Below are 17,289 nucleotides of genomic sequence, written 5' to 3' on the forward strand. Positions count from 1 at the left end.
CGATTCGTCTTCCGAGCCGGATCGGGGTAAGCTTGGAGGGTTGCCACGGGGTGTGGCGCAGCTTGGTAGCGCGCGTCGTTCGGGACGACGAGGCCGCAGGTTCAAATCCTGTCACCCCGACAGCGAAGAGGCTCCGCCGCAAGGCGGGGCCTCTTTCATGCCACCGGAGAACGGAGCACGGATGCCCATCCCCCGACTGGTCGCCTTCGACCTCGACGACACCCTCGCTCCCTCGAAGAGCGCCATCAACCCGCGCATCGGGCGCCAGCTGCTCGAGCTCGCAGCCCGTGTGGAGGTCGCGATCATCTCCGGCGGACAGCTCGCGCAGTTCACCGCGCAGGTCGTCGACCAGCTGCCCGAGACGGATGCAGACCTGCTGTCGCACTTCCACCTGCTGCCGACCTGTGGAACGCAGTACTACCGCCTCTCCCCCGCCGGCATCGAGACGGTCTACGCCCGCTCGCTGACCGATGACCAGAAGTCCCGCGCCCTCGCCGCGGTCGAGGAAGAGGCGCGTCGGCTCGGCCTGTGGGAGAGCGAGACCTGGGGCCCCATCCTCGAGGACCGTGGGTCTCAGATCACGTTCTCCGCGCTGGGTCAGCAGGCTCCCGTCGACGCCAAGATGGCGTGGGATCCCTCCGGCGAGAAGAAGAATGCGCTGCGAGCGGCGGTGGCAGACCGCATCCCCGACCTCGAGGTGCGCGCGGGCGGCTCGACGTCGGTCGACATCACCGAGCGCGGCATCGACAAGGCCTACGGCATGACCCGGCTGATCGAGCAGAGCGGCATCCCGCAGGACGACATCCTGTTCGTCGGCGACCGTCTCGACGAGAACGGCAACGACTATCCGGTGCTCGCGATGGGCGTGGCCTGCCACGCGGTCGAGGGCTGGGAAGAGACCGCCGACTTCCTCGACCAGCTCATCCCCACGCTTCCGCTGCGCTGACCCCCTGACGCGGGCGACACCGCGCCACGCATTCGGGCCCCGGGCCGAGCAGCCTGACAACTGCCGGCACCGGGGCCCGTTGCTTCGCGTCCCGTCGTCAGGCTCGCGACGCCGTCTTGGCCCGCGTGGCGGCGCGACGCGGCGCCGAGCCTGTGATCGGCACGAGCCGCTGCAGCTGCGTGACGTGACGCGGCTCGAGCTCCTCGAGGCTCGAGACGCCGAGCAGCTGCATCGTGCGCTCGATCTCGCTGCGCAGGATCGCGATGGTCCGGTCCACGCCCTGACGGCCGCCCGCCATGAGCCCGTAAAGGTACGCGCGCCCGATCAAGGTGAACTTGGCACCCTGCGCGATGGAGGCAACGATGTCGGCACCGTTCATGATGCCGGTGTCGACCATGACCGTGGCGTCCTTCCCGACCTCGCGCACGACCTGCGGCAGGAGGTGGAACGGCACGGGGGCGCGGTCGAGCTGGCGGCCGCCGTGGTTCGAGAGCACGATGCCGTCTACGCCGAGGTCGATGAGCCGCTTGGAGTCCTCGACGTTCTGCACGCCCTTGATGACGATCTTGCCGGGCCACATGCTGCGGATGACCTCGAGGTCGTCGTAGCTGATGGTCGGGTCCATCGCGGCGTTGAGGAGTTCGCCGACGGTGCCGCCGGTGGTCGTGAGCGACGCGAACTCGAGCTTGGGCGTCGTGAGGAAGTCAATCCACCACCAGGGGCGCGGGATGGCGTTGACGATCGTCCCGACGGTCAGCGCGGGCGGGATGGAGAATCCGTTGCGCTTGTCACGCAGGCGCGCTCCCGCAACCGGGGTGTCCACGGTGAACATGAGAGTGTCGAAGCCCGCCTCGGCCGCCCGCTTGACGAGACCATATGAGATCTCTCGATCGCGCATGACGTAGAGCTGAAACCAGTTGCGTCCGTGCGGGTTGGCCGCCCGGACGCCCTCGATCGACGTCGTCCCGAGCGTCGAGAGGGTGAACGGGATGCCGGCCGCGCCCGCGGCGGATGCCCCCGCGCTCTCGCCTTCCGTCTGCATCAACCGGGTGAATCCGGTCGGGGCGATTCCGAACGGCAACGCCGAGCGCCCGCCGAGGATCTCGGTCGACATGTCGACCGATTCCGCCGGACGCAGGATGTCGGGGTGGAACTCGATGTCCTGGAACGCCTGCCGTGCTCGCGCGAGCGAGATCTCGCCCTCCGCGGCACCGTCGGTGTAGTCGAACGCCGCCTTGGGCGTGCGGCGCTTCGCGATGGTCCGCAGATCATCGATCGTCAGGGCCGACGTGAGTCGGCGGCGGCGTCCATTGAGATCGGGGGCCTTGAACTGCATCAGTTCGAGCAGCTCGGGAATCTTGGGCAACTGTCGGGTGACCATATTCTCTCCTCAGTTCCGGCGGGGCCGACGGGGTCGGACCGGATGGGTTCAGGTGGATTCGGGGCGCACGGGGTTCGCGGACGCGTAGTACCCCGTGATGTGGTCGTGGACGGCGGTGCGGGCATCGTCTACCCGCTGTTCGTCGATCGCCGCCACGATCGCGTTGTGCTCGTCGCGCAGGCGGTCCACCGCGCTGTCCCAATCCGGGATGCGCGCGGCACCCTGGAGCACGTAGTCCTCGATCGACGACCGGAGGCCCGCCATCATCGCCGCCACGACCTCGTTGCCCGACGCCTCGGCCAAGGCGACGTGGAACTGCGCATCGAGTGCCAGGAAGTCGGCGGGGCTGAGGTCGGCGGCATCCATCGCACGGAGCGCTTCGCGCGCCCGCTCGAGATCGACGTCGGACGAGCCGGCCAGCTCACCGGCGACCCACTCCTCGAGCAGGAGACGCGTGTTCACGACATCCGAGATGGCGAAGCCCTGCGCGGCGACCTGCAACCGGAGGAGCGCCTGCATGCCGCCGGTCGGGCGGGCCACGACGATGGCCCCCGCGCTCGGCCCCGATCCCGTCGCGGTGCGGATGAGGCCCATGACCTCCAGCACGCGGAGCGCTTCGCGCACGCTGGATCGCCCGACCCCGAGCTGCGCGACGAGGTCGCGCTCGGACGGCAGTCGGTCGCCGGGACCGAGCTTGCCGGCGAGAAGATCGGATTCGATCTTCTCCAATACGACGCGCCAGGCGCGCGCCGGGGTTCCGTCAGCCATGACGCCCCTCTCCTTGGTGGCCGGACCACGATACATCTTGTGGTCTGACCGCGCAAAGCGCTGGACAGGCGCGTCGTGAAACGTATCAGTCGCCGGACACCTCAGGCGAGGCGACCACCCGACTCGCGGAGATAGCACTCAGCGCACATCGACTCGTACGTCACCCGGTCGAGAGCGAGCTCGTCGATCGCCACCTGGTCGCCTTCGAACACGAAGCGTCCGCCGACCAGACGTGCGTTGAAGAGGGCCTTCCGCCCGCAGCGGCAGATCGTCTTCAGCTCTTCGAGGCTGTGCGCGAGCTCCATCAGACGCGCCGAACCGGGAAAGGCGCGGGTCTGAAAATCGGTGCGGATGCCGTAGGCGAGCACCGGGACGTTCTCCTCCACCACGGTCCGCAGCAGATCGTCGACCTGCTCCGACGTCAGGAACTGCGCTTCGTCGATGAGGAGGCAGGCGACATCCGCTCCCGTCTCGGCGCGCACGCGCTCACGATGCACGCCGAAGACGGCCCGCAGGTCGTCGCCCGCACCGACGAGGAAGTCGACGTCTCGCTCGACGCCCAGCCGGCTTGCGATCTGACCCGCGCCCTTCGTGTCGATCTCGGGCTTCGCGAGCAGCACGTGCTGGCCGCGCTCCTCGTAGTTGTAAGCCGCCTGCAGGAGAGCCGTCGACTTGCCGGAGTTCATGGCTCCGTAACGGAAGTAGAGCTTGGCCATGCCCGTCAGGGATTGATCGAGAGCGCTTCGGCCGTCGCCTCGATCGACGCGCGAGCGGCATCCGCCCGCGGGTTCAGCGGCTGCCCGTAGCTCGGGATGAGCTTCTTCAGCTCGGGCTCCCAGCCCGCGATGCGGTCGGGGAAGCACGTCTTGAGAAGTCCGAGCATGATGGATGCCGCAGTCGAGGCGCCCGGCGAGGCCCCCAGCAGACCGGCGATCGACCCGTCGGCAGAGGTCACGACCTCGGTGCCGAATTGCAGCACGCCGCCCTTCTTCGGGTCCTTCTTCATGACCTGAGCACGCTGACCGGCCTGGATCAGCTCCCAGTCCTCGTCCTTCGCGGTCGGCATGAAGACGCGGAGCGACTCCACCTTCTTGCGGTGGTTCTTGAGCAGCTCGCCGACGAGGTACGAGATGAGACTCGGGTTGTCGACGGCCACCTTCAGCATCGGCAGCAGGTTGTGGGGGCGCACCTGCGACACGATGTCGGTGATGCGGCCGTTCTTGAGGAACTTCGGGCTGAACGTCGCGAACGGTCCGAACAGCAGCGAGGCCTCGCCGTCGACGACGCGCGTGTCGAGGTGGGGAACCGACATCGGCGGAGCACCCACGGAGGCCTGCGAGTACACCTTGGCCTTGTGCTGCGAGACGACGGCGGGGTTCGTGGTCTTGAGGAACTGCCCGCCGATCGGGAAGACGCCGTAGCCCTTGATCTCGGGGATACCCGACTTCTGCAGCAGCTTTAGCGCCCAGCCGCCGGCCCCGACGAAGACGAAGCGCGCGTCGGTGTGCCCGGGGGTCTTGCCGAGGCGATTGCGCCAGAAGACCCGCCACGAGCCGTCCTTCTGGCGGCTCAGCGTGCGCACCTCACGGTCGGTGATGACCTCCACGCCCTGCTCCTGCAGGTGCGAGAACAGCTGCCGGGTGAGCGATCCGAAGTCGACATCCGTGCCGGCGGGGACGCGCGTCGCCGCGAACGGCTCGCCCTTGCGGCGCTCCTGCATCAGCAGCGGCGCCCACTGGTTGATGACGCGCGAGTCTTCCGAATACTCGATGCCCGCGAAGAGGGGCTGGTCCTTGAGCGCCTCGTAGCGGCGCTTGAGGAACGCGACGTCCTTCTCACCGCGGACGAAGGTCATGTGAGGCGTCGCGTTGATGAACGTCGACGGTTCGTCGAGGATGCCGCGCTCGATGAGCGAGGCCCAGAGCTGACGGCTCTGCTGGAACTGCTCGTTGATCGTGATCGCCTTGCCGGGATCTACCGAGCCGTCCGACGCCTCGGGCGTGTAGTTCAGCTCGCACAGCGCGGCGTGACCCGTGCCCGCGTTGTTCCACGGGTTCGAGCTCTCCTGCGCCAGATCCGACAGGCGCTCGTGCACCTCGATCTTCCAATCGGGCTGGAGCTGCTTCAGCAGCACACCGAGCGTGGCACTCATGATGCCCCCGCCGATCAGGACGACGTCGACCTTTTCACTCACGATGCACCAGTCTATCCCGGTGGCGGCGCGCGGCATCCCGCCGCCCCGCCTTGACGTCAGAGACGCTCGGCGACGATCTCCGCGATCTGCACCGCGTTCAGCGCGGCACCCTTGCGGAGGTTGTCGTTGCTGATGAACAGCACGAGTCCCTTGCCCTCGGGCGCGGACTGGTCGGCGCGGATGCGGCCGACGTAGCTCGGGTCGTTGCCGGCTGCCTGCAGAGGCGTCGGGACCTCCTCGAGCACGACACCGGGCGCCGCGGCCAGGATTTCGCGCGCCCGCTCCGGCGTGATGTCGCGCGAGAACTCGGCGTGGATCGACAGCGAGTGACCCGTGAACACGGGGACGCGCACGCAGGTGCCGGCGACACGCAGGTCGGGCAGCTCGAGGATCTTGCGGCTCTCGTTGCGGAGTTTCTTCTCCTCATCGGTCTCGTTGTCGCCGTCGTCCACCAGGTTGCCGGCGAACGGGATGACGTCGAACGCGATCGGGGCGATGTACTTCTCGGGCTGCGGGAAGTCGACCGCCGAGCCGTCGTGCACGAGATCGAGCGCGTGTCCCTGAGCGAGGACTCCCTCGACCTGGCCGAGCAGCTCTTCGGCGCCGGCGAGGCCCGAACCCGAGACCGCCTGATAGGTCGAGACGATGAGGCGCTCGAGCCCGGCCTCGGTGTCGAGCACCTTCAGCACCGGCATCGCGGCCATCGTGGTGCAGTTCGGGTTCGCGATGATACCCTTCGGCGGGTTCACCGTGGCGTGGGGGTTGACCTCGCTGACGACGAGGGGAACCTCGGGGTCCATGCGCCAGGCGCTGGAGTTGTCGATGACGACGGCGCCCGCTTCTGCGAAGCGCGGCGCGTGCGCGCGCGATCCGGTCGCCCCCGCAGAGAAGAGGGCGATGTCGATGCCGGCGGGGTCTGCGGTGGCGATGTCCTCGACGATCACGTCGTGCCCGGCGAACTCGATCGAGGTGCCCGCCGAGCGCGCGGTGGCGAACAAGCGCAGTTCGCGGATCGGGAAGTTCCGCTCGACGAGAATCTCGCGCATCACCTTTCCGACCTGGCCAGTGGCGCCGACGACGGCGACGGAGAGTCCGGAATCGGAGATGCGGGTCATAGCGGTTCCTTGCGTGGAGCGTGATCGGGTTTCGGCGATTCTATCGGCGCACCGGGGCGGGTCCGACGCACGTGACAGCCGATGACCGCGCGATTCACGCCATCTCGGGGCGGTTCCACTCCCCCGGCACGTCGAGGGCGCCGTAAGCGAGGTCGACCCCGCCAGTGCCGACGGAAGCGGTGCAGACGAGCAGCGACAAGGTCGGGACGCCGTACGGACGGTTGTCGCGGATGATCGCGGCGTCGTCGGTGGCCGGGGTGGCCGCGGTGTCCTGGAGCACGTCGAGCCAGGGCTGCAGGCCGTCCGCGCGATCGAGCTCCGGCGCGGCCGCCGCGAACTCGCCGAGCCAGCGACGGATCCGGGCGGTGCGCGGATCGTCGACGTCGTCGTGGGCGATCATGTGGGTGCCGGGACCGAGTTCGACCGTCCGCAAGGTCGCGGCATCCCACATCGAGACCCGGACCCCACCGGGCGAGACGTCGACGAGATTGAAGCCGTGCGTGGGCGGGGCGCCCGTCGGCGGCGAGCCTGCGACCGCATCCAGGACGATGCCGCCGCGCGACAGCGCCGGCGCGTCATCCGGGAGCACGTCGGCTCGATTCAGGATGACGGCCAGCCGGCGAGCGGCCGGGTCGGCGGCGAGCCAGGCCCCGCCGGCGCGACGGTCGCGCACGCCGACGACATCGGCGTACGTGTCGGGCCACCAGGGACCGATCGGGTCCCACGCACGCGACGGATCCTCGTCGCGGACGGCCAGCAGCCGAACCGGCCGGCTCGGATCGGCGGGCACCTGGATGACGACGGTGCACATGGGATCACTCGCTCTCGGCGGCCGGTGGTCGATCCGCGCACCCCGCCCGGGGCCGTGGGAGGATCGGGGGCATGTTCATCGTAGTCGGGGTCACCGGTGGCATCGCCGCCTACAAGAGCGTCCAGCTCGTACGGCTGCTCGTCCAGCAGGGGCACGACGTCCACGTCATCCCCACCGAGGACTCGCTGCGCTTCATCGGCCTGACGACATGGGAGGCGATCAGCCGCAACCCCGTCACGACGTCCGTCCACGACGACGTCGCGCGTGTGCGGCACGTCGCCCTGGGGCAGAGCGCCGACCTCGTGATCGTCGCGCCCGCGACGGCCAACACGATCGCGTTGATGGCCGCGGGTCTGGCATCCGACCTGCTGGGCACGACGCTCCTCGCCACCACGGCACCCGTCGTGGTCGCCCCGGCGATGCACACCGAGATGTGGCGGCACCCGGCGACCGCCGCCAACGTCGCCACGCTCCGCGAGCGCGGCGTGCTGCTCGTCGGGCCCGCGGACGGCCCGCTGACCGGCGGCGACAGCGGCCCGGGCCGCATGTCGGAGCCGGAGGACATCGTCGCGGCGGCTCTCGCGCTGGTGTCCCCCGCGCCGACCGACCTCGACGGCCTGCACGTCGCGGTCTCGACCGGCGGCACCCGCGAACCGCTCGACCCCGTGCGCTTCCTCGGCAACCGGTCGAGCGGCCGTCAGGGCGCGGAGATCGCCGTCGAGGCGGCGCGGCGCGGCGCCACGGTGACGCTCGTCGCGGCATCCGTCGACGCCGGCGTTCTCGACGCCGCCGCGGCCCACCCGCGCATCACGGTCCAGCATGTCGAGACCGCGGCTGAGCTCGGCGGGGCGATGTCGGATGCCGCGACCGCCGCCGACGTCGTGGTCATGGTCGCGGCCGTCGCCGACTATCGCGCCGCTCGGGTGTCGGAGCACAAGCTGCGGAAGGAGGACGGTCCGCTCGAGACGATCGAGCTGGTGCCGAACGACGACATCCTCGCAGGGCTCGCCGCCGCTCGCCGCGACGGTCAGACCGTTGTCGGGTTCGCCGCCGAGACCGCTGACTCCGACCTGCTGGTGCGCGCCCGACGCAAACGCGACCGCAAGGGCGTCGACCTCCTCGTCGTGAACGAGGTCGGGTGGGACGCCGGTTTCGGTGCGGGCGAGAACGCCGTCGCCGTCATCGGAGACGGCGGCGCGGTCGTCGCCGAAGCCTCCGGCCCGAAGGACGCCGTCGCGCGCGCAATCTGGGACGCGATCGTCGCGCTCCGCGCCGCGAGCTGACGCTCACCCCCTGGCCGGGCGAGATGCATCCGTCGGATATGTGGTGCCCACGCGCACTCGGAGTCACGCGGAGGCGACACCAGCCCCACCGGTCCTGCAGGTGTATCGCCACCGGCGCGCCGTGGCGGGGCCGACTGCGGACGGGCGGGATCAGCTCAGGGCGCGCTCGCGGATGAAGGCCGTCAGCGCGGCGGCGTCGTCGGGCAGGTCGACGACGTGCTGCGGCGCATCGAGCATCGCCTGCAGCTCGCCCGAGTACGTCATGTCGATCCCGATGGCTTCATGGATGGTCTCCGCGAACTTCTCGGGCTTGGCGGTCTCGAGGACGAGCATGGCCTCGCCGGGCTCGATGTACTGGCGAGCAACGGTGACTCCGTCGGCCGTGTGCGGGTCGATGATCTCGCCCGCTTCCTCGTGGACCTCGCGGATGGTGGCGAGCCGGTCGGCATGCGTGGACGTTCCGCTGACGATGCCGAACTCGGCGGTGAAGCGAGCGAGGTCGGCGGAGAAATCCGCGAAGCCCTGCGTCTCGAGATCCTTCCACGCCGCGACGACGCGCTCGGGGTCTCGCCCGACGAGTTCGAAGATGAAGCGCTCGAGGTTCGAGGCCTTGGAGATGTCCATCGACGGGCTCGAGGTCTGCAACGTCTGCGCGGCGGAGCGCGGACGGTAGATGCCGGTGCGGAAGAACTCGTCGAGCACGTTGTTCTCGTTCGCCGCCAGCACCAGCCGACGGATCGGCAGACCCATCTCGCGCGCGTAGAACCCCGAGAGGATGTTGCCGAAGTTGCCGGACGGCACCGTGATCGAGACCTCGGCGTGGCCGTCGGCGTCCGTCGCGCGCAGCCAGGCCCAGAAGTAATAGACGACCTGCGCCGTGATGCGGGCGAGGTTGATCGAGTTGACCGCGCCGAGGTGCAGCGACCGCTTGACCTCGAGGTCGCCCGCGAGCTCCTTGACCAGGTTCTGGCAGTCGTCGAAAACGCCCTCGATGGCGATGTTGTGGATGTTCGGCTCGTCGAGCGAGAACATCTGCGCCCGCTGGAACGGGCTCATGCGGCCCTGCGGCGACAGCATGAACACGGCGATGCGCTCCTTGCCGCGCAGCGCGTACTCAGCGGCCGATCCGGTGTCGCCCGAGGTCGCACCGAGAACGTTGAGCACGGACCCCGTGCGCGCGAGAGCGTGCTCGACGACCTGACCGAGGAACTGCATCGCGAGATCCTTGAAGGCCAGCGTGGGGCCCTCGGAGAGCCCGACCAGCGTGATCCCGCCACCGATCCGCCGCAGCGGCACGACAGCATCGGGGAAGGGAGCGTATGCGGCCTCGGTCATGCGGGCGAGGTCGTCGCGCTCGATGTCGGTGGCGAAGAGCGCCAGGACCTCGGTGGCCAGCTGCGGGTAGGTCAGAGCCCGCCAGCGCTCCAGGGTCTCGGGAGAGACCGAGGGCATCTCTTGCGGCACGGCGAGACCGCCATCGGTCGCGAGCCCCTCGAGGAGAGCGTCGCAGTACGGCAGCGGCTCAGCGCCGCCTCGGGTCGAGATGTACAGCACGCGGGGCTCCTCGGTGACGGGTCGGGGACGGCTTTCGATTGTCGCAGGTGCCGCGCCTGCCCGGCGGGGCGTCAGCGCCCGGTGCCGGCGTAGACGACCGCTTCGGTGTCGCCGTCGAGCCCGTACGCCGTGTGCACGACGCGCGCCGCCTCGGCGAGCTCGTCGCCGCGGACGACGACGGAGATGCGGATCTCCGAGGTCGAGATCATCTCGAGGTTCACCCCGGCGTTCGACAGCGCTTCGAACAGCGTCGCGGAGACGCCCGAGTGCGTGCGCATTCCGGCACCGACGACGGAGAGCTTCCCGATCTGATCGTCGTGCACGAGGCTCTCGAAGCCGACCTCGCTCTGCTCCCCCGCGAGGGCGCGGAGCGCGACGGTCGCATCCGTCTTGGGCAGCGTGAACGAGATGTCGGTGCGACCCGTCGTGGCCGCCGAGACGTTCTGGACGATCATGTCGACGTTCGCGCCCGACTTCGCCACGATCTTGAAGATCTCGGCAGCCTTGCCCGGGACGTCGGGCACGCCGATGACGGTGATCTTGGCCTGGCTGAGGTCGGTGGCGACGCCCGCGACGATCGGCTCTTCCATCTCTTCTTCCTTTCGGCCTTCGGGCAGCGTCATCCCGGGACCGAGCACGAACGTGCCGGACCCCGAGCTGAACGTCGACCGGGCGTTGATCATGACGCCGTGACGGCGGGCGTACTCCACCGCACGGATGTAGAGGACCTTGGCGCCGTTCGCGGCGAGCTCGAGCATCTCCTCCGCCGAGACGACGCCGAGCTTGCGAGCCTTGGGCACGACGCGCGGGTCGGCGGTGTAGATGCCGTCGACGTCGCTGTAGATCTCGCAGACGTCGGCCGAGAGCGCTGCGGCGAGCGCGACGGCCGTGGTGTCGGATCCGCCACGGCCGAGTGTCGTGATGTCGCGGGTGTCGCGGTTGAACCCCTGGAACCCCGCGACGATGACGATCGCGCCCTCGTCGAGGGCCTCGCGCAGCCGCACGGGCGTGACGTCGACGATGCGCGCGGCACCGTGCGTGGCATCCGTGATCATGCCCGCCTGGCTGCCGGTGAACGACCGGGCTTCGAAGCCCATCGAGTGGATGGCCATCGCCAGAAGAGCCATCGAGATCCGCTCACCCGAGCTCAGGAGCATGTCGAGCTCGCGGGGAGCCGGGATCGGGGCGACCTCGTTCGCGAGATCGAGCAGCTCGTCGGTCGTGTCGCCCATCGCGCTCACCGCGACGACGACGTCGTGACCGGCGCGACGGGTGTCGACGATGCGCTTCGCGACCCGCTTGATGCTCTCCGCGTCGGCGACGGACGACCCGCCGTACTTCTGCACGATCAATGCCATGTGGGACTCCCGGATGCCGGTGCCGGCGCGATTGCTACGGGCGCCCGGATGCCGCGCCCACCGGACCATCTTACGGAGCGTCCCATGCGCACAGCGCCATGTGACGACCGACCATCGGCGCGGGATCCCGGGTGCGCGGACCTAGGCTGGAACCCATGGGACGCCGCTCGCTCTTCACGGCGCTGAATGCGCTCGTCCACACCTCAGACCCGGCCGGCGGCCCGGCGACGGAGATGCTCCCGGTGATCGACGACGCGTTCGCGGTGCGGGTGCTCGACCTGGCGATCCGACTCGGCGAGACGATGCTCGTGGCGGGCTCGCCCGCCAGCGAGGTGACCCTCACGATCGTGCGGGTCTCGGGCGTCTACGGCCTCGACCCGGTGCACGTCGACGTGACGTACAACTCGATCACCGTCGCGCACCATCGCAGCGGCGAGGACCGACCGATCACGCTCATGCGCGTGGTCCGCGGCGCCGCGCCCGACCATGCACGGCTGCAGCGGTTGCAGGCGCTCGTGGCCGAGATCCGGTCGGGACTCCCCCTGGATGCCGCGGCCCTGCGCTTCCGCGGCATCCGTCGCACACCGTTCCGGTATCAGCAGCCGGTCGCCGTCGCCGCGCAGGCGCTGCTGGCGGTCGGCGTTGCGGTGATGTTCGGGGCGAACTGGCTCGTCATCGTGCTGTCGTTCCTCGCCGCGGGGTCGGCGGCGGTCACCCAGTTCCTCCTGGGCCGGGCGCGCGTGCCGTTCTTCTTCAGTCAGATCGCCGGGGCGTTCGTGCTCACGATCGTCGCAGCGGCCTCCCCGCTTCTTCGAGCGACGGGGTGGGAGGCCGCGATGACCATGCGCCCCTCCGTCATCGTCGCCTCGGGCATCGTGCTGATGCTGGCGGGCCTCACCGTGGTCGGGGCGGCTCAGGACGCCATCGACGGGTTCGCGCTGACGGCGATGGGCCGCATCCTCGAGCTGGTGACGCAGACTCTCGGCGTCGTGCTCGGCATCCTCGCCGGCATCGAGACCGCGCGAGTCATCGGGCTGGGCCTGGAGGCCCCGACGGAGGCGCTGCCGCTCGGACCCGTGCCGCTGCAGTTCCTCGGCGCAGGTCTGATCGCCCTCGCCGTCGCCGTCATCAACGGGGCCGGGCTCCGCATCATCGTCGTCAGCGTCGCGCTCAGCGTCGTCGCGTGGCTCGGGTACGTGGCCGCGGCCTCGCTCGGCTTCGAGACGGCGGCGGCGAGCGGCGTCGGCGCGTTCGTCGGGAGCCTCGTCGGCATTCTCGCCGCCTATCGTCTGCACGTTCCGTCTGTCGCGATCACGACGGCGGCGATCCTGCCTATGGTCCCCGGTGCCGCGGTGTTCCGCGGGCTCCTCGGCGTGGTCGAGTCGGGTGACAGCCCGGCGACCCTGCTCACCGGATTCAGCACCCTCGCGGCAGCCGCGACCGTCGGCATCGCCCTGGCGGTGGGTGCGTCGCTCGGCATCTACCTCGGCCAGCCGCTCCGCGCGTCGCTGGGGTCGGTCATCCGTGCGCGCGCGCGGGTGCGCTGAAAGCGAGAGAAGCGAAACGGCCGCGTCACGAGCAGGCGGGGAACCTGCCGCGGACGCGGCCGAGACGAAGCGACGCGGAGATCAGCCGAACAGCGCGGCGGCCTCCTCGTAGCGGTACAGCGGGACGGTGTTCAGCTCGCCGAGGGCCTCGTCGAACGAGACGCGGACGATGTCGGTGCCCTTGAGCGAGACCATCTGACCCCAGGCACCGTCGACGAGCGCGTCGGCCGCCGCGAGCCCGAGGCGCGTGGCCAGCACACGGTCGAACGCGGACGGCGAGCCGCCGCGCTGGATGTGACCGAGCACGGTGGCGCGCGTCTCGATGCCGGTCAGGCGCTCGATCTCGGGGGCGAGCACCTCGCTGATGCCACCGAGACGGGGACGGTTGAACGCGTCGAGGCCCTTGTCGCTGTAGGCCTCGTCCTGACCCTTCAGCTTGAAGCCCTCCGACACGACGACGAGCGGGGCGCGGCCGCGGTCGAACGCCTTGGTCACCTGCGCCGTGATCTCCTCGATCGACATCGGCACCTCCGGGATGCAGATGACGTGGGCGCCGGCGGCGATGCCGGCGTGCAGGGCGATCCAGCCGACGTGACGGCCCATGACCTCGGCCACCATGCAGCGCTGGTGCGAGTCACCGGTCGTGCGCAGGCGGTCCATCGCGTCGGTCGCGATGTTGACGGCGGTGTCGAAGCCGAACGAATAGTCGGTCGCCTTCAGGTCGTTGTCGATCGTCTTCGGCACACCGAGGACGTTGATGCCGTCGTTGGCGAGACGGTTGGCCGCAGCGAGCGTGCCTTCTCCGCCGATGGCGATGATGCCGTCGATGCGGTGCTTGTCGAGGGTCGCCGCGATGTTCTCGGCGCCGCCACGGGGGCCTTCGTACGGGTTGGTGCGGCTCGTACCCAGGATGGTTCCGCCGACCTTCGACAGGCCCTTCACCTCGTGGCGCGTGAGGGGGAAGAAGTCGCCGTCGACGACGCCGCGCCAGCCGTCGCGGATGCCGACGAACTCGATGTTGTACGAGGTGGTGCCCTTGAGCACGACGCCTCGGATGACAGCGTTGAGTCCGGGGCAGTCGCCGCCGCTGGTGAGGATGCCGATCTTCATGGGGAGATCCTTCGTTGTTGCTCAGGGTGGAGTGTGGCGACGCTGCCTCAGGTCGAGACTATCGTCGCGGCGCGGGTGCTGCCAGGCGAGCCCGCCGGGAGAACTCGCGAGGCCCGTGCGGATGCGACCAGGCGCGCCCTCCGACCACCGACGAACAACGGAGAGGACGGCTCAGTCCGCGCCGAGCGCCTGACGCAGCAGGTGCATGAGAGCCGACAGCTGCACCGAGTCGCTCGAGGTCGGGTCGACGGCCTCACCATCGAGCGCCCGAGCCGCGAGACCCTGCTTCGAGTCGATGAGCTCGGCGATCTTCGTGTCGATCGTGTGAGCGGCGATGATCCGCCACGCGGTGACGGGCTCCTCCTGACCGATGCGGTGCACCCGGTCGATCGCCTGCGTCTGCTCGGCCGCGGTCCACGACAGCTCGGCGAGGACGACGTTCGAGGCTGCCTGCATGTTCACGCCGACGCCGGCAGCCGTCAGCGAGCACACCGCGATGGCGACATCGGGATCGTTGTTGAACGCGTCGATCGCGTCCTGGCGTGCCGTCGCGCTCTGATCGCCGCGCAGCGACACGGTCCGCAACCCGGCGGCCGCGAAGTGGGCCTCAGCGGCATCCATGACGTCGATGTGCTTGGCGAAGAACACGACCTTGCCGACGGAGCGCTGCAGCTGGGCCGCGTAGTCGGCGGCGAGCACGGCCTTGGCCTGGCCGATGCGGCGGACCATCGTGAAGACGTTCTCGGCGCCGGTGCCCGCGGCCTTCGACTCCTCGAGCTCCTGCGTCGCGACGAGGCGCACGATGTCGGAGTCGGCCTCGCCGATGAGCACACGGTCGCCGCGCGCCTCGATGATCCGGCGGTACCGCGCGGCGAGACGCTCGCCGAGTTCGTGCTCGGCCTGGCGGATCGACCGGCCGTACTCGTCGTCGAGCTGCACGGGCAGGTCGGCGATGAGCTTGTCGGGAAGGTCGGCGGCGACGTCCTTCTTCTTGCGGCGCACGATGCCCATCGAGATGACGGCGTCGCGGGCAGCGGGATAGAACGCCTTGTCGGCCGGCGTCAGGCCGGTCTCGTCCAGACGCTCCATGAGCACGGGGCCGGGCTTCTCGCCGTTCGTCCACCCCAGGAACCGCCAGATCGCGTCGAAGTCCTCGACGTCGTTGATCAGCGGGGTTCCGGTGAGGGCCAGCATGAGCGGGTCGCGCACCTGCTCGCGAATGCGGCCCGCGAGGGCGAGCACGTTCTGCGAACGCTGCGAGCTGAGGTTCTTGATGAAGTGCGCCTCGTCGACGACCATGCCGCGCAGGCCGATCGAACCGAGCCACGAGAGGTGGCGGTCGAGCACCTCGTAATTGACGATGAAGACGTCGGCGAATGCGTCGATCTGATCGCCGTCGCCCGAGATCACGGTCGCGCGTCGCTGCGGCGTCCAGCGCTCGACCTCGCGCGCCCAGTTCATCTTGACCACGTTCGGCACGACGGCCAGCAGCGGATAGGCGCCGGCGACGGATGCTGCGAGCACCGACTGCGCCGTCTTTCCGAGACCCGGCTCGTCGGCGAGGAGGAACGAGCGGTGACCGGCTCGCACCGACTCGAGGAACCGCGACTGGTGCGGCATGATCTCGAGACCCTTGGGCGACAGACGGTCGAACTCCGGCACGGGAGGCAGGTCCATCGAGGCAGCCGCCCCGCCGGCGCCGGACTCGAACGCCTTGTAGAGCGGCCCCATCAACTCCCAGCCGTCGAGTCTCCGACGCGGGGTGTCGTGCGGCGCGTGCAGCTCGAGGTCGGGCGCGAGGAAGGGGTTCGCCTCGCGTCGTGCGATCACCTGCGGCGGTGTGACCTGCCGGTCGGCGAGAGCCGCGGGCACGACGGGCGCCTGAACCGGAGCGGCATCGGTGATGATGAGCTCGTCCTCCGGCAGCTCGGCACCCGACTCGAGAAGCCAGTCGCGCCGCATCCGCTTCGCCACCGGCGACGTCGCCTGGTCGACCTCGAGCAGCTGGATGAGAGACGTGTCGCGCGCGGCCGTCTTCGCGAGGATCGTGGCGACGCCGTCCAGCCGCTTGAGCAGCTCCGCCCGGGCGGCGGTGGAGACGTTCTCGTCGGCCTTCACCCGCGCGCGCTCTTCGCGCACCAAGAAGGCGATGACCTGGAACTTGACGCGGTTCGTGGGTCCGAGCTTTCCGCGCTGGGCCTTGGCCTCGACCTCGCGCACCTTGCGCGCCAGGATCGGGATCAGCGGCGCGTCATCATCGCGTCGGGCGGACGAAGATCTCCGTCGGCGGTTGGCGGTCGCTGCGGCGGTGGCCATGGTCGGCATGCTCCTCCTGAGCCTGAGTGCCGGAGTTCCGTCGTGACGGAAACGTACGAGGTGCCGCTCGAACGGACACCGGAGCGTCATGCGAGCGAAGGGCGTTCGCGTCGGTCGGCCACGGGCACTCGCTTCAGCGAGCTGCGGCGTCGAACCCGACGATGTCCCCGTCGTCCATTCTATGCCATGTCAGGCGCGCCCCGCGATGCGGCCGCGGGGCGGACGGCGTAGCCGGGCTCAGGGCCACAGCTGGGCGACGATGCCCGGCGTGTAGGAATCGGGGCCGTAGTTGACCCACCGCGTCGCGATCCAGGCGTTGCCGCGGAAGAAGTGCGTCTCTCCCAGCTCGACGACCTGCTCGTCCATCGAGAGGGTCTGCTGCGACGTTCGGAAGTACTCCCCGCCCGACGCCTCCTCGGCGGCGAAGCCGGACGACGTCAGCGAATCGGTGATGAGCTTCGCGTCGGCGGGCGAGACGATCGACACGGTGGTTGCCACACCCCGGTCGGAGGGAGTGCCCCACGTGCACCTCAGGCTCGGCACACCCGACTCGAGGACGGTGAGCGCCTCGGCGTTCTCCGTGGAGTACATCGTCACCCCCGGGTCGTTGAGCGGGGGGAGCTCCGCTTCGAGCGTCGCGCGCAGCTCACCGGTGAAGATGTCGTCGCACGACGAGGGCAGCCCGATCTCCTCGTTCGTCGCCTGCGTCTCGATGGGGCTCGGCGTCGCCGAGGGGGTCGGCTCGGGCGACCGCGTCGCGGCGGACTCGGTCGGGGCGGGGCTCGCGGTCCCGCCCGCCGGAGTCGCGCATGCCGTGGCCAGCAGCGCGACCGCCGCGATGACCGGGATGAAGCGGAGGGCGGTGCGGTGCGTGACGGGCATGCCCAGATCGCAACGAGCCATGCG

Annotated in this window: 14 protein-coding genes and 1 tRNA gene; 4 read left to right on the forward strand and 11 right to left on the reverse strand. The window is 69.7% G+C overall.

The window, feature by feature from the left end:
- Nucleotides 1–46: 46 nt before the first annotated feature.
- Both DO944_RS10975 and DO944_RS10980 read left to right on the forward strand, forming a co-directional pair.
- A tRNA-Pro gene (locus DO944_RS10975) sits at nucleotides 47–120 on the forward strand.
- A gap of 61 nt (nucleotides 121–181) precedes the next feature.
- Entirely contained in the window at nucleotides 182–946 is a 765-nt protein-coding gene (locus tag DO944_RS10980; protein ID WP_162815461.1) for an HAD-IIB family hydrolase, read from the forward strand.
- 97 nt (nucleotides 947–1,043) lie between these two features.
- Here DO944_RS10980 and DO944_RS10985 read toward each other — a convergent pair whose 3' ends face one another.
- From DO944_RS10985 to DO944_RS11010, 6 genes are all read right to left on the reverse strand, one after another.
- A complete protein-coding gene (locus tag DO944_RS10985; RefSeq protein WP_112617206.1) occupies nucleotides 1,044–2,327 on the reverse strand; it encodes an alpha-hydroxy acid oxidase in 1,284 nt (427 codons plus the stop codon).
- A 48-nt stretch (nucleotides 2,328–2,375) separates the two neighbouring features.
- Nucleotides 2,376–3,095: a FadR/GntR family transcriptional regulator gene (locus tag DO944_RS10990; protein WP_112617207.1), complete on the reverse strand. Its 720-nt coding sequence runs from the start codon at nucleotides 3,093–3,095 to the stop codon at nucleotides 2,376–2,378.
- Between the two features lie 101 nt (nucleotides 3,096–3,196).
- On the reverse strand, nucleotides 3,197–3,811 hold the full coding sequence (locus DO944_RS10995; RefSeq protein ID WP_112617208.1) for a thymidine kinase: 615 nt from the start codon (nucleotides 3,809–3,811) through the stop codon (nucleotides 3,197–3,199).
- Nucleotides 3,812–3,816: 5 nt separating this feature from the next.
- The gene (locus DO944_RS11000) at nucleotides 3,817–5,325 is read right to left on the reverse strand and encodes a malate:quinone oxidoreductase (protein WP_181574220.1); all 1,509 of its coding nucleotides are present in this window, start codon (nucleotides 5,323–5,325) and stop codon (nucleotides 3,817–3,819) included.
- A 20-nt stretch (nucleotides 5,326–5,345) separates the two neighbouring features.
- Nucleotides 5,346–6,404: an aspartate-semialdehyde dehydrogenase gene (locus DO944_RS11005; RefSeq protein ID WP_112617209.1), complete on the reverse strand. Its 1,059-nt coding sequence runs from the start codon at nucleotides 6,402–6,404 to the stop codon at nucleotides 5,346–5,348.
- 94 nt (nucleotides 6,405–6,498) lie between these two features.
- Nucleotides 6,499–7,215 (reverse strand): NRDE family protein, encoded by a 717-nt coding sequence (locus DO944_RS11010; protein ID WP_112617210.1) that lies wholly within the window; start codon nucleotides 7,213–7,215, stop codon nucleotides 6,499–6,501.
- A 71-nt stretch (nucleotides 7,216–7,286) separates the two neighbouring features.
- Here DO944_RS11010 and coaBC point away from each other — a divergent pair, with 71 nt between their 5' ends.
- A complete protein-coding gene (gene coaBC, locus DO944_RS11015) occupies nucleotides 7,287–8,498 on the forward strand; it encodes a bifunctional phosphopantothenoylcysteine decarboxylase/phosphopantothenate--cysteine ligase CoaBC (RefSeq protein ID WP_112617211.1) in 1,212 nt (403 codons plus the stop codon).
- Between the two features lie 150 nt (nucleotides 8,499–8,648).
- Here coaBC and thrC read toward each other — a convergent pair whose 3' ends face one another.
- Both thrC and DO944_RS11025 read right to left on the reverse strand, forming a co-directional pair.
- Nucleotides 8,649–10,052: a threonine synthase gene (gene thrC / locus DO944_RS11020; RefSeq protein WP_112617212.1), complete on the reverse strand. Its 1,404-nt coding sequence runs from the start codon at nucleotides 10,050–10,052 to the stop codon at nucleotides 8,649–8,651.
- Between the two features lie 71 nt (nucleotides 10,053–10,123).
- The gene (locus DO944_RS11025) at nucleotides 10,124–11,410 is read right to left on the reverse strand and encodes an aspartate kinase (RefSeq protein ID WP_112617213.1); all 1,287 of its coding nucleotides are present in this window, start codon (nucleotides 11,408–11,410) and stop codon (nucleotides 10,124–10,126) included.
- 155 nt (nucleotides 11,411–11,565) lie between these two features.
- On the opposite strand from DO944_RS11025, the gene DO944_RS11030 reads away from it, so the two are divergent.
- Nucleotides 11,566–12,957: a threonine/serine exporter ThrE family protein gene (locus tag DO944_RS11030; RefSeq protein ID WP_112617214.1), complete on the forward strand. Its 1,392-nt coding sequence runs from the start codon at nucleotides 11,566–11,568 to the stop codon at nucleotides 12,955–12,957.
- Between the two features lie 81 nt (nucleotides 12,958–13,038).
- Here the strand turns inward: DO944_RS11030 and DO944_RS11035 are convergent, their stop codons facing one another.
- The 3 genes from DO944_RS11035 to DO944_RS11045 all read right to left on the reverse strand — a co-directional run bounded on the left by DO944_RS11035 (nucleotide 13,039) and on the right by DO944_RS11045 (nucleotide 17,286).
- Entirely contained in the window at nucleotides 13,039–14,067 is a 1,029-nt protein-coding gene (locus tag DO944_RS11035) for a 6-phosphofructokinase (protein WP_023955073.1), read from the reverse strand.
- Between the two features lie 171 nt (nucleotides 14,068–14,238).
- The gene (locus tag DO944_RS11040) at nucleotides 14,239–16,392 is read right to left on the reverse strand and encodes a DEAD/DEAH box helicase (RefSeq protein WP_112617215.1); all 2,154 of its coding nucleotides are present in this window, start codon (nucleotides 16,390–16,392) and stop codon (nucleotides 14,239–14,241) included.
- 228 nt (nucleotides 16,393–16,620) lie between these two features.
- Entirely contained in the window at nucleotides 16,621–17,286 is a 666-nt protein-coding gene (locus tag DO944_RS11045; RefSeq protein WP_112617216.1) for a hypothetical protein, read from the reverse strand.
- Nucleotides 17,287–17,289: the final 3 nt, after the last annotated feature.

Source organism: Microbacterium sp. SMR1 (genome assembly GCF_003289625.1).
GTDB classification, from domain to species: domain Bacteria; phylum Actinomycetota; class Actinomycetes; order Actinomycetales; family Microbacteriaceae; genus Microbacterium; species Microbacterium plantarum.